Origin of the sequence: Bacillus sp. FSL K6-2944 (genome assembly GCF_038005385.1) — a bacterium.
Classification (GTDB): domain Bacteria; phylum Bacillota; class Bacilli; order Bacillales; family Bacillaceae_G; genus Bacillus_A; species Bacillus_A cereus.
The window spans coordinates 417,844-433,958 of the sequence record NZ_JBBOTE010000001.1 but is presented as its reverse complement, the minus strand read 5'-3'; the positions used below and the strand labels follow the sequence as shown (position 1 = coordinate 433,958).

The window sequence follows — 16,115 nt, the reverse complement described above, 5'->3', positions numbered from 1 at the left end:
AGAATCCTTCATTCAGAAGGATTCTTTTTCACCCAAAAATTTGTGCTGCAATGCTATATAACTCATTATTCCTTTTTAATAATTGATCGCTATTTTTCATCATAATTGGTGGTGTATTCACCTTTTTAAAACCAGCAATCTCTAATACTTTCATGAAATCTTTCTTTCCTTCTAGTACATCAATTCTTAATTTACCATTATGCCCTTTTGCTAAATCATGTACAATTCTCATTGCCATCTCATCATTTTTAGCAACAACCGGCCCTATTATCTTATTTTCTGGTGTTTGTATGCTTAAACCGTAACCTAATACATTTTGTTCCTTGTCCTTTACAACGATACACTGTTCACTTTGCATAATTCTTTTCTTTAAAAACTCTTTTCTATTTGTTCCAAACGCATATTCATCTATTTTTATTATTTTTTCTAAATCACCCTCTTCATAATTCATCACATAATCTTCATTTCTTACACAATAATGTTTCGCATTGTATGAGTTACATATGTATTTAGAAACATAACTTACTGCCCTAAATCCTAACTTTTCATATAAAGGTTTCCCTTCATCCGTAGCAATAAGCATAATTGGAGTATGAGCTGATACGCTTTTAACGCACGCTTCCGTTATTATCTTTCCAATCCCTCTCCCCTTATAATCTGGATGTACAATCACCATTCCGATAGATGCTAATTTCTCCCCATATAATATTATTGCTGCGCTAGCAATTAGTTCCTCTTTCTCATTCCAAACACCGTATACAATCCCTGCGTTAAAAATAGTCTCAATTTCTTCTCTGTTATAATCCCAACCAATATAAGAAGATAGCGCTACAATGTCGCTTATTTGTTCTTTCCGAAGACGCTCCACTCTAATTTCCAATTCAATCATACTCCATCCCCTTATCTAGACATTTAAATCATTATTACGAAATCAACTTGTACATGTTTCCCTTTATTTGTCACACACATATGTTATTTTGACCAAGACTATATTGTAAATGAGGTGACAACATGCCCATTACGAATCGATTTTCTACCACCACTAACGGCGCACTCGCTATTACAGGTAATACTTTAGGCTTAAGTAAAATCAGCAATCAAAACCGTGCTGGTACAATCGGGGCAATTGGTGCATTCGCAACTACGAATACTGCTTTACAAGTAACTACTTTTCCTGCTGGTACAACATTAAACTATACACAAAATAGTTCTACCGCTATTTTAAATATCCCTGCTGGTAGTACTATTCTTTACGCAGAACTCGTTTGGGGTGGAAACTATTTATCTCGTGATCAAAACATTACGAGTGTATTAGGAAACCCAGTTTCTTTTACAACACCTGTTTCAACATACTCGATTACTCCTTCAGCTGTTACGGCTTCAAATCAAACTTTCGTTTCAAACTCTATTACATTTGGCTTTTACACTCGTTCAGCAGACGTAACAACTCTTATTCAAGCGGGAGGTGCTGGTTCCTATACTACAGGAGCGGTTCCTGGACTTGTAGATCCTATAGATGCTTCTAATGGAACAATTAATTCGGCTGGATGGACGCTTATCGTCGCTTATCAAAACGGGACATTGCCAGCAAGAAACTTAACCATTTATGTAGCTGGTAACCGTGTTTCTGCAGAAACTGGTAGTGCCGATGTATCTGTTTCTGGATTTTTAACACCTTCAGGAGGACCAGTAAGTGGGAGATTATTTTTAAGTTCTACCGAAGGAGATGCAGATTTAACCGGGGATCAAGCTTTATTTGGACCAAATTTCAGTTCATTAAATGCTTTATCTGGACCAAATAATGCCATAAATAATTTCTTCGGTTCTCAAGTTAATAATGCTGCAGGAAACTTAGATACAACTGGGACATTTGGAACGCGAAATCAAAGTGCTTCTACAGGTACAAACATTTCCGCAGGAAGACAGGGCTGGGATATTACTTCTATTGATATTTCTCCTTATTTAACAAACTCACAAGTATCCGCTGCAATCCGTTTAACTACTAACGGAGATGCATATATGTTAAATACAGTCGGCTTACAAATTAATATAAACTCCCCAAATATACAAGCAACGAAAAGCGTAAATAAAAGTGTTGCTGCAATTGGAGATATTCTCACTTATACAGTTACTATCCCTAACACCGGGCTTCTTCCTGCCAATAACGCTATTTTTATAGATAGTCTCCCTAATGGTACTTCTTTTATACCCGGCACTGTAACAGTAGATAACGTACCACAAACAAATGCAAATCCTGCGGCTGGTATATCTCTTGGAACAATTAATAATGGTGCTTCTCGTATAGTAACTTTCCAAGCTACTGTCGTTTCTCTTCCAAGTCAAAATCCTATCTCTAACACTGCTAATATTACATTTCAATATACACCAATCGCCGGAGGAACAACTTTTAATGGTCTTGCAACAAGTAACTCTGCTGGAACACAAATTAACCTTGCAGATATTAATGGAACAAAATCAGTTAACAAACTTTTTACCGATATTGGTGAAACATTAACTTACAGTATTGCCTTAGCTAATATAGGAAATATCGCTGCAACGAATGTGATATATACGGATCCGATTCCTAGCGGGACTACTTTCATTCCAGGGAGTGTAACTGTGAACGGAGTTACTCAAGCTGGCGCAAATCCCGCTAATGGTATAACAATTGGTTCAATTGCCGCAAATTCCACTACTACTATTTCATTCCAAGTGCTCGTTCCTTCTATCCCTCAAACAAACCCAATATTAAATAGTGGAACAACAACATATCAATACATTCCTGTACCTAATCAACCAGCAGTAAGTGGGACTGATACGACAAATATTGTCTCCACTCAAGTGAATAATGCTACTGTAACAATGACAAAAGCAGTAGATAAAAATTTTGCAGATATTGGTGATACACTAACGTACACCGTTTCCTTTACAGGTACAGGTAATACAAATGCGAACAATGTTATTTTTACAGATGTCATCCCTACTGGAACAACTTTCGTTCTAAACAGTTTAACAATAGATGGCACGACACAAGTGGGTGCAAATCCCGCTACCGGCGTGAACATTGGATCCATAACAAGCGGCACAACAAAAAATGTTGCATTTCAAGTAGTAGTAAACACAATACCCACGTCAAATGTCGTATCTAACGGATCAAGCGCTTCTTATCAATACACTGTCAATCCTAGCCAATCACCTGTTACAAAAAATATTTCTTCGAATCTCGTTTCCACTCAAATTAACAATGCGAATGTAACATTAACAAAATCAACAAATAAACAATTTGCTACAATTGGCGAAACAATAAGTTATACAATCCTTATTACAAACAGTGGAAATACAGCCGCTAATAACGTGCAACTAACAGATCCACTTCCAAACGGAACGATATTGACTCCTGGTACTGTAACACTAAACGGAGTTTTACAAAATGTAGATTCTCTCGTTGCTTTACCTATCGGCACAATTCCTGGTGGGGCTACTGTTACCCTTTCTTTCCAAGTAACAGTCATCAATATTACGACCCAAAATCCTATCATTAATAACGCCTTCGCTTCTTATCTATATACTGTAAATCCAAGTTTGCCACCGACTTCAAAAACAGCAAATTCTAATTCTGTTACATCAACAATTAGACTAGCAAATCTCCGTGCTAATAAATCTGTAGATAAAACGTTTGCGGAAGTTGGCGATGTATTAACTTACACCTTCGCTCTTACGAACGATGGGAATGTTGCAGCAAACAATGTATTACTATCTGATTCAATTGCGAATGGAACCGCCTTTGTCCCAAACAGCGTTATAGTTAACAGTGTTACTCAGCCAGGCGTTACACCAGCTAGCATCAATATTGGTAGCATCAATGCTAATACTACAATTACAGCTTCATTCCAAGTAGTAATAACTAGCATTCCAAATCCAAACCCTATTTCAAATAGCGCTTCCATCTCCTATAACTTTATCGTTGATCCAAACGCTTCACCTGTAAGTAAGAACACTACTTCAACTACTACATTTACTCAAGTAAACGATGCAAATGTCATTTCAGCCAAAACAGTGGACCGAGCGTTCGCTACCGTAGGGGATATATTAACTTATACTGTTACTTTGACGAATGCAGGAAGTGTTTCTGCTGATAGTCCTACTTTCGTAGATACGAATCCAGACGGTACTACCTTTATCCCAAACACTTTTCTTATTAATGGTGTACTCCAAAATAACGCAGATCCAAATATAGGTGTTCCACTACCTTCCATTGCTGCTAATGGCTCACTTACTGTCTCTTATCAAGTAACCGTCACCTCTTTACCAACACAAAACCCAACATTAAATTCATCTAGTACACAGTATAGCTTTATTCTAAATCCGGGCGATCCACCAACTATAGAAACATCTGTAAGTAATACTGTAAGTACACAAATTAATTTAGCAAATGTAGTGATTGTCAAAGAAGTAGATTTAACTATCGCCGATGTCGGGCAACCAATCACATATACAATTTCTTTAGCTAATCTTGGCAATACTACAGCAAATAATGTTATTGTTACCGATATAATCCCTAATGGCTCCACTATCGTACCAAATAGTATTTTTATAGGTGGTACTTTACAACAAAGTGCAGACCCTAGTACCGGTCTTCAAGTCGGCTCCATTCCTTCAGGTGGTTTTACAACGATTGTTTTTCAAATAAGTGCAAATGGGCTACCTTCACCAAACCCAATTCAAAACATTGCTTCACTTCAATATAGCTTTATCGCTGATCCAAACTTACCTGCTCTCGTTAGAAACACTGCTAGCAATATAGTAACTACACAAATTAATACTGCTAATATCGTTGCTACAAAACTCACAAGCACAAACTTCGCTGATGTTGGTGATGTCATACTATATGCAACTATTTTAACAAATAACGGGAATATCTCTGCTGCTAATGTAACGTTTACAGATATCATTCCAGCGGGTACCCTCTTCATTCCTAATACTGTAACGATTAATAATGTCCCTGTAGCTAACGCAAATCCTGCCACTGGCATTTCAATTGGTACGATAGGAGCGAATTCATCACGCACCGTTGCATTTCAAGTTTTTGTACCAACTATCCCTGCTGTAAACCTAATTACAAATCAATCAAGCACAACATTCCAATATACGTATGATCCATCCAAACCTGCTGTGATGCAGATGGTTGCTTCTAACACTGTACAGACAACTATTAATAACGCCTCAATTGCCGCTACTAAATCTGCAGATAAACAGTTTGCTAACGTAAATGATATTATTACGTACACGACTACTTTAACGAATAACGGGAACACACTTGCATCAAATGTAATATTTACAGATGTAATTCCAAACGGAACATCGTTTATTCCTAATAGTGTTACTGTAAATGGGAATACACTGCCTAATGTCAATCCAGCAAGCGGAATTGCAATCGACCCAATAAATCCGAATGCAAATACAATCATCTCATTCCAAGTACAAGTAAATTCTATCCCGAATCCAAATCCAATCCCGAACCAAAATAATACAACGTACCAGTATGTCGTAGATCCTAACTTACCTCCAGCATCCGCCAATACGTTAAGTAACGTAATAACAACTCAAATTAATAACGCTACTATTGTCGCTACTAAGTCTGTGAATACACCGACAGCTGCAATTGGTGATATTGTTACTTATACGATTGCAGTAACAAATACAGGTAATATCCCTGCTAGTGCAACTGTTTTAACAGATGGGCTTGGCGCAGGAGCTTCATTTATCCAAAACTCCGTAACGATCAATAATGTTCCACAACTAGGATTAGATCCATCACTTGGTGTTCACTTGGCAGATATTTCGCCAGGAGATACTGTATTCATTACTTTTCAAGCACAAATTTTAGCGATACCACCTAGTGGCACATTAACAAATAATGCTCTTGTAAATTATGAATATACCGTAAATCCAAACCAATCTCCTGCTGTTGGTAGCACTGTAACAAATACAACAGTTACACCAATTATTGACGCTACTTTAGTAATAAATAAAAGCGCTAGTACAACTTTCGCTACAATTGGTGATACAATTACATTCACTTCAGCTGTTACAAACAACGGAAATACTACTGCGAACAACATTATTTTTACTGATACAATTCCAAACGGTACTACCTTTATCCCAAATAGCTTTAAGATAAATGGTGTAACCGTTCCGAATGCAAATCCACAAAACGGTATCAATATTGGTAACTTAAATTCAAATGCATCTGCTACACTCAGTTTTCAAGTAAACATTACAACACTTCCAAACCCTAATCCAATCCCGAATAAATCATCGCTTCAATATAGCTTTATTGTAGATATAAATGAACCGCCAGTTTCACGAACAGTTCAATCTAATAAAACCTTTACACAAGTAAATACTGCTTCTGTTATCGCAACAAAAACTGCAAGCAGTGCTTTTGCTGCTGTTGGAGATACAATTACGTATACAACTACCCTCACCAATAGCGGAAATACTGCCGCAAACACACCTGTTTTTATCGATATATTACCACCTGAACTTTCATTCGTTCCTGATAGCGTACAAATTAATACCATCCCACAACTTGGATTTAGACCAGATAGCGGGATTTCTTTAGACTCAATTCCAGTTGGAGGAACGACAACAATTAGCTTTCAAGCTATCGTTGGCTCAATACCAGTTACAAATCCAACTTTGAACCAGTCTAGCACGACATACTCGATCATTGTTGATCCTACCCAGCCGCCGGTGACAGAAACAGCTACAAGTAATCCAACTTTAGTTCAAATTAACGAAGCGATTATTCAAGCAACGAAAAGTGTGGATCGGCTATTTTCTGACATAGCACCTGGAAATTCATTTTTAACGTATACAGTTTTATTAGAAAATGTAGGAAACACAACTGCTACGAATATCATTTTTACAGATCCGATTCCAAATAACACAGTATTTATAGAAGATAGCGTTCGAGTAGGCGGAGTTTTATTACCTGGAGTAAATCCAGCTAACGGGATACCAATTGGAGATATTATTGCAGGAGATTTTATAAATGTTACCTTCCGTGTGCAAGTAGTTAGCATTCCAAATCCAATTTTCACAATTGGACCAGGCGGACCAAACTCACCGGTTGTAAACGGCGCTTCTATTGATTATAAATTTATGACAGGACCTAATTTACCACTTGTTTCACGAAATACGACATCTAATTCTGTTTCGACACAAATAAATTCTGGGGAAATTGTGGCAATCAAATCTGTAGATAAAACTTTCGCAACGATTGGTGATACAATTTCTTATACAATTACATTAAGTAACCCTGGAAATGTCACTTCACAAAATATAATTTTCACGGATACTTTACCTGATGGGACGACATTCATATCTGGCACTCTTACAAACGATTCTGGTACACAGCAAATCGGAAATCCATCTAACGGGATTCAGATTGGAAATATAAACCCAAATGGAACGGCCGTGATTACTCTCAACGTACTTGTTACAAACATTCCAAGTATAAATCCAATTTCTAATTTTAGTTCTGTACAATTTGCACATGTAGTTGATCCTAGCCAACCTGCCGTAACACAAACGAACGTATCTAATGCTGTTTCGACAACAATTAATAGTGCAATATTAACGACCCAAAAAAGCGTTGATAAATCTATCATTTCTGTTGGAGATACGATTACGTATACAACAACTATTACAAATACAGGAAATACGACTGCAACGAATATTACTTTCACGAGCGCAATTCCAGCTAACACTACCTTTATACCAAACTCAGTCAAAATAAATGGGGTTCAGCAATCTGGTGCGCAACCAGCACTTGGAGTAACTATACCAAATATCGCTCCTGGTGAAACAGTAACCGTTACTTTCCAAGCAAATGTTCTTTCTGTTCCCCCTTCAAGTTCGATTATGGGTAATGACACAATTTTATATTCTTATACTGTCGATCCAAACGGAACTCCTATTACAACTTCTACTTCAACGAATATTGTTACAAACCCGGTACTAGATGCTATGATAACGATGGTAAAATCGGTCGATCAAACAATTGTAACACTAGGTGATACCATTACCTATACAACCATTCTAACGAATAATGGCAATACAAATGCAACGAATATTACTTTCACTGATCTTATTCCAGACGGCACAACGTTCATTCCGAATAGTGTCACAATCAATGGCAGTACACACATCGAACTCGATCCTAATACAGGTATAACAATCGGATCAATTGCTCCTAACAACTCAATATCTATCGCATTTCAAGTTACTGCTACTTCTACACCAAACCAAAATCCTGTAGCCAATTCCGCTACTGCTTCTTACACATTTATCGCTGATCCAAATGCACCGATCGTTTCAAGAAACGTTACTTCAAACACAGTGTTTACTACGATTAATACAGCTAACATTCTTTCATTAAAACAAGTCGATAAATCCTTTAGTCGTATTGGAGACACACTCACTTATACTGTCGTTTTAACAAACAATGGAAACTCATCTGCACAAAATGTTATATTTACAGATACAGTGCCAAGCGTCACTACATTTATTGCAAACACATTTTCTATTAATGGAGTTCCTCAAAGTGGGGCGGATCCATCGAACGGTGTGAATATTGGGACAATAACAGCCGGGACTACAGTAACAGTTTCGTTCCAAGTTACTGTAACATCATTACCAACCCAAAACCCAATTGTAAATTTCTCATCAACATCGTATCAATTAGTCTCACCGCCTGATGCAGAAACTTCAATTAGTAATCCTGTTTCAACCCAAATTAACGAAGCAATATTGTCTATGACGAAAAATGAAAGTGTATCCTTTGCAGATATCGGGCAAACTGCTTTTTATACTACTTCTATTACCAATGTAGGCAATACCGATGCAACTAATATTGTATTCACAGATGCATTACCAAGTGGACTCACATTTGTTCCTAACACATTAACTATCGATGGCGTTTTACAACCTAACGCGGATCCAAATACAGGTGTATTACTTGCAACACTTCCACCAAATGAAATATATAGTATCGTCTTTCAAGTTACAGTAAACAATATTCCCCCTAGTAACCCAGCACCAAATACAGCATCAACGACGTATGAATTTACTGTTGATCCTGTTAATCCTCCCGTTTCAAGTGCAGCTACTTCCAACACTACACTCCTTCAAATAAACAACGCAACTATTATTAGCACCAAAACAGCAGATCTTACTTTTGCGGATGTTGGTAATACAATAACATTTACACTTAACCTTCCTAATACCGGAAATGTGACCGCAACTGATGTAACTATTATCGATATTCTTGATAGCAATTTAAGTTTCGTTCCAAATAGTTTCACAGCTAATGGGCAAATCATTCCAAACGCCGATTTATCAACTGGTGTAAATATTGGTTCCATTAATGCTGGTAATACGGCAATCGTTACATTCCAAGCAACTGTTATTACACTTCCAACACTTAATCCCATTTCTAACTCTGCTTCTACCACATATCATTATGTCGTTGATCCTAGCCAGCCACTTATTACAACTTCCAATCAATCTAATACAACGACAACACAAATTAATAGCGCTATCCTTACTGCACAAAAAAATTCAAATGTATCTACGGTAGATATCGGGCAGGATATTACCTACACCGTTACAATTACAAATAGCGGAAATGTAAGTGCAACGAATGTTATTTTTACCGACCTTATTCCAGACGGAACTTCCTTTGAACCGAATAGCTTTACACTGAACGGAACTAGCATCCCAAATGCAGATATCATTACAGGCGTTCCAATCGGTGATATCGCGCCAAACGAATCTGTCATCGTAGCATTTAACATTATCGCCAATGAAATTCCGCCTATAAATCCAATTACTAATCAAGCTAGCGTTAGCTTTCAACATATCGTTAATCCAGCTAATCCCCCAGTTTCAAAAAACATTATTTCTAACAACGTTACAACAAAAATTGAAAGTGCTATTTTAAATACTATTAAAATAGGAGATAAAACTTTTGCAACGATTGGTGATACGATTACGTATACAACGACTATTACGAACACAGGCAATATTCCTGCTAACAACGCTATATTCTCAGACCCTTTACCATCGTGGACACAATTTGTTGCAGGATCAGTTATTGTTGATGGCACTCCATTACCATCCGCTTCGATTATTAACGGTGTTGGCATAAATACAATCAATCCAAATCAAACTGTTACAATCATATTCCAAGTACAAATCGTAAGTAATCCAACAACGTTCACACCTGAACTCCAAAACTTAGGATTTGTTAACTTCCAATATAACGTAGGCAATGCATTACTGGCTCAACCTGGAAATGTGGAAACGAATGTCTTCGTTACTTCTATTAATACAGCAATACTTTCAGCTGTAAAAACTGCTAATACAGCCTTTGCAAATATTGGAGATACGATCACTTATACAGTTTTGATTCAAAATAGCGGCAATACAAACGCTACGAATGTAAATTTCTCAGACCCAGTTCCAGCAGGAACAACCTTTGTTGAAAATAGTTTTGCTGTAAATGGAAGTACCATTCCAGGTGCAAATCCAAATAACGGAGTGAATATCGGAACAATTAGCTCGGATAGTTCCTTAACCGTTACTTTCCAAGTCATAGTTACATCAACTCCACCTTCAAATCCGATTACAAACGTAGCATCTATTCAATGCACATTCATCGTTGATCCGGCCTCTCCTCCTGTTACAGGCACGATAAATTCTAATAGCGCTTCAACACAAATTAATAACGCGACTGTTACAACTGTTTTACAAGCAAATCGTTCAATTGTGTCTATCGGGGATGTAATTACGTATACAGCAACATTAACGAATACTGGAAACTTCCCTGCAAACTCTGTATTACTCATTAACGGAGTTCCTGAAGGAGCATTATTTGTTCCAAATAGTGTTACGCTCAACGGGATTTCACTTCCAGATGCAAGTCCAACTCTCGGTATTCCCGTTGGTATTATCGCACCAGGTGATTCCGCTACTATTACGTTCCAATTTCTTGCAAGTTCTATTCCACCACAAGGAGCAATTATAAATCAAGCACTTACAAGTTACACGTATATTGTCGATCCAAGTCAACCTCCTGTTACAGCAACATCCTCGTCTAATACGGTTAATACAGCTGTTGTTGATGCATCATTATCCGTAATTAAAAGTACAGATTCTCTCGTACAATCTACTGACGGTACAATCACTTACACAGTAGTCGTTCAAAATAACGGAAATACTACTGCAAATACAGTTACTTTAACAGATTTGGTCCCCGAAGGAACTGCCTTTATTCCGAATAGCGTAACTATTAATAGCGTTTCCGTTCCAGATGCTGATCCTAACGTAGGAATACCATTAAACTCCATCACACCGTCAGAAATCGTCACTGTAACATTCCAGGTTATCGTTCAATCTATTCCAAGCGTAAACCCAATTTCTAATACAGCCCGTATTGACTATACTTTTATCGCCGATCCAACTGCTCCTATCATCTCTCGAACAATTACGTCTAATCCTGCTTTCACACAAATTTCGGATGCGACTATCCTTTCTTTAAAAGCAGTCAATGCACAGCAAGCAACAACAGGTGATATTTTGACTTACACAATAACACTAGAAAATACAGGAAATATTCCAGCTACTAATCTCATATTTTCAGATACGATCCCCCAAGATACTACATTCGTAGAAAATAGTTTTACACTTAACGGAACAACTATACTTGATGCCAATCCAAATGTAGGTGTTACTTTACCTACTTTAGCAGCAAACGCTACTCACCTTATTTCGTTCCAAATTCTTATTAACGATTCATTCTCCCAAGAATCGATTACAAATCAATCCAATACAACATATACAATCCAACCAGACCCAGGGCAACCGCCTATTACTGAAACATCTACTAGTAATATCGTTATTACAAATTTCGTGCAAGCACAATTGGCAATTACAAAAACATCCAATCCAACAACTGTAGATATCGGTGGAACTATACTTTATATTTCTGAAGTGAAAAATATCGGTAATGTTGACGCAATAAATATTAATTTCACAGATTCTATCCCTGCTGGGACTACATTCGTTCCCGATAGTGTCACAATTAATGGTGTCCTTCAGCCAGGTGTAAATCCTGAAAACGGAATACCGATTGGAACAATTCCAGCAAACAGTTCCAAAACGATACTATTTCAAGTGCAAACAAATAATCCACCGAATGAAACTGAAATTGTAAATCAATCTTCAGCAACTTACCAATATGTAAGTATTCCTACAGCCCCACCAGTAAATCGCTCTGCAAATTCTAACATTGTTACAACATCACTTCAAAATGCAAATATTATTTCTGTTAAAAGTGCGGATGTAAATTTCGTATCAATCGGGCAAATGATTACCTACACAAATACACTTCAAAATATAGGAACCGTTCCGGCTAACAATATCGTGTTCATTGATAACATTCCAGAAGATACTATATTCATTGAAGATAGCTTAGCAATAAATAATGTAATTCAGCCTGGCGTGAATCCTGAAAACGGAGTAACTCTCGGCACGATACAACCAAATGAAACAGTCACTATTTCATTCCAAGTACAACTTACAAATATACCAGAGGGCAATACAGTCATTAATATTTCAGACACTTCGTACGAATACCAAATTGACCCTAGTTCTCCAATTATTCAGCGTAGATCGTTATCAAATGCAGTAAATACTGAAGTGCGAACGGCAAATGTTAGTGCAATTAAATCCGCTAACAGATCCATTACACGTATCGGTCAAATCATCACATATACAGTCGCAGTTACAAACGCCGGTACAATACCTATTACAAATACTCTCCTACTTGACGCAATTGCTTCTGGCACCACATTCGTTCCAAATAGCATTCTTGTAGATGGCGTACCAAGACCTAACGAAAATCCAATTACCGGTATCAATCTTGATATAATTCTTCCAAATAATACGATTATTGTTACGTTCCAAGTAAGCGTAGTTTCTATACCGCCACAAAATAACATTAATAATATTGCCGTCATTCACTATGAGTATCGACCAGAACCAAGCACACCACCAATTTCAGAAACGACCTCTTCCAATGCTACAAACATACAATTTATTGATGCTATTCTTATTGCTACAAAATCTGCTAATACTGTATTAGCTACTATTGATGAAACCATTGAATATACAGTATTCATTCAAAATAATGGATCGGCTACAACTAATTCCATCTTTTTTACAGATACTATAGCAGATGGAACAGTATTTATTCCAGGAAGTGTAATAGTTAATAATACTGTACTTCCTGCAGCAGATCCGAATATCGGCTTTTCCATTCCTAATGTCGCAGCAGGTCAAATGACTACAATAACATTCCAAGTTTCCGTTACGAATTTACCTACTGTAAATCCAACACCTAATACTGCAAACATTGTCTACGACTTTATTTTCAATCCTGACTTTGCACCAATTCAAAAATCTACTACTTCCAATACTACTTTCGTTCAAATTAATGATGCTGATATCGTTTCACTTAAAACTGTTGATTTAACCTCTGTAACGATTGGTGACATTTTAACTTATACAACAACTTTAACGAATACAGGGAATACGGATGCCACTGCTGTTGTATTTACAGACAATATACCTGATGGAACAACCTTTATTGACGGTAGCGTTTTAGTAAATAACATTCCTCAGCTTAACGCCAATCCAAGTGTAGGTATACTTGTAGGAACGATTGCTCCTAACATTTCTATCCCAGTCACATTTTCTGTTACCGTCGTAGCTCTTCCTGCTAGCGGTCATGTTCAAAATCAATCAACTTCTCGTTATACAATTAACGTGGAAGAACAAATATCGACTAGCAATATTACCTTCACTGAAGTTATTTCCGCTAATGTAATTGCGACAAAAACAACACCTATCCAATATGCTGACTTACAAACTATCATCCCTTATACAATTTCCATCATAAATAACGGAAATATACAAGTCGAAAACATTATTGTTACAGATATTATCCCGGCAAATACGAGCTTTATAGAGAATAGTGTTATTGTGAACGGCAACGCTCGGCCAAATGACAACCCTCTTAACGGTATACAAATTGATACTATTCCACCTAATACGACAGCAACCATTCTATTCCAAGTACGGGTTACTTCGATTCCACAAACAAATCCAATCTCTAACACGAGTACAATTGAATATGAATACACGGTACCAGATCGACCACCTATTACCGAAACTATTATTTCATCAGCTGCCGCAACAGAAATTAATCACGCAAATTTGAATAGTAATAAAGCTGTTGACCTTGCATTTGCAACGGTTGGTGATACGTTAACGTATACGATTACACTAAATCAAACCGGTAATGTTGCAGTAAATGATGTAATCATTCAAGATATTATTCCTCAAGGTACTACGTTTATAGAAAATAGCGTCATTGTAAACAGAGAAACTCTTCCAGGAGTGAATCCAGTAAGCGGCATACCAATTGGTACTATAACTATTGGTGAAGATGCTATCGTTTCATTCCAAGTAACTGTAACTTCTATTCCAACACCAAATGAACTAAACAACAACGCAATTACTACTTTTAACTATATAGTCAACCCAAATAACGTACCTGTTACAAATACGACTACAACAAACACCGTCACAACTACTGTCCAAAATGATAATGTCATTGCGATAAAAGCTGTTGATTTCACAAGTGCCTTACCCGGTCAAACTTTAACGTATACCATCACGATTACTAATAATGGTAATATCATTATCGAAGACCTTCTTTTAGTAGACACAGCACCAGCAGATACGACATTTGTTATTGGTAGTGTTACGATTAACGGAATCAATCAACCTAATGCGAATCCGGAAAATGGTATTACGTTAGGAAATCTTGCTCCAAATGAATCTGTTATTATTACATTCCAAGTGACAATTTCTTCTTCTACTCTTCAATCTACAATCAATAACGATGCTACTATTTCCTATACGCCTATTGTCGGTCTAATCCAACCACCTATTACGATTACAAAGCAAATAAATACAGTTACAAAACAAACAAATACCGTTACAACGACAGTCGTTGATCCGATGGTTGACATTGAAAAAACAGCTGACAAATCTATTATCGTTATAGGAGATATCATTACATTCACATTAGCGGTATTTAATCACTCCCCAATTCCGACAATCAGTACTTCTGTTATAGACAGCATTCCAGCTGGTACAACATTTATAGAAAACAGCGTAACAATTAACGGTACTCCCGTTACAAATGTTCGTCCAGACACTGGTATTAATATCGGCTCTTTACCTGCAGATTCAGTAGCAACTATAACATTTCAAGTTCTCGCAACTTCTATTCCTTCAAACAGTACAATTATAAATTCTGCAACAGTTACCGCTGCTTTTCAGTTGACACCACAGGATCCAATTATTACTTTCATTGTTAATTCAAATATCGTTCGTATACCAGTTCAATTTATAACTGCAACAGTCACGAAAAATGCTTCCGTCAGCTCAGCTTATTTAAATCAATATTTTGATTACACGGTACGCATTACAAATACTTCCAAAATTTCACTCTCAAATATTTCTTTACAAGATACCATTCCAGCAGGTTTACAATTTATAAACGGCACTGTCTTTATTAACGGTGAACGCTCTCCACTAGCGAATCCGAATATCGGTTTCCTAGTTGCCACTAATTTGGAACCAAACGAAACAATTATCGTATTATTCACAGTACAAGTAATAAGTCCACCTGTTAATAATGAATTTAAAAATACGGCCAATATTTCGTTACAACTTCAAGTCTCGCCTACCGACCCACCAATTACAGTAACCGTTACAAGTAACGAAAACATCGTCACTTTTGTTCCAGAAAATCCAGATGAAACACTTCCAAATTTAAATTGCTTCTTTGACGGTGAACGCTTCATTCGCATTACTCCTCGAAATGTACGAAATTACCTTTGGACTTGGATTTGGTGGAAGTAATTGAAACAAAAAAGAGATTGTAGTTTGGTTGAAACCAACTTACAATCTCT

Annotated in this window: 2 protein-coding genes; one reads left to right on the top strand and one right to left on the bottom strand. The window is 36.9% G+C overall.

Features of this window, described 5'->3' with window-relative positions; all coding sequences use genetic code 11:
* Positions 1-28 precede the first annotated feature (28 nt).
* Positions 29-889: a GNAT family N-acetyltransferase gene (locus tag MHH55_RS02305; RefSeq protein WP_074554079.1), complete on the bottom strand. Its 861-nt coding sequence runs from the start codon at positions 887-889 to the stop codon at positions 29-31.
* 122 nt (positions 890-1,011) lie between these two features.
* Between MHH55_RS02305 and MHH55_RS02300 the strand changes: the two genes are divergently transcribed.
* Positions 1,012-16,065 (top strand): DUF7507 domain-containing protein, encoded by a 15,054-nt coding sequence (locus MHH55_RS02300; protein WP_078186164.1) that lies wholly within the window; start codon positions 1,012-1,014, stop codon positions 16,063-16,065.
* The last annotated feature ends 50 nt before the right edge of the window (positions 16,066-16,115 follow it).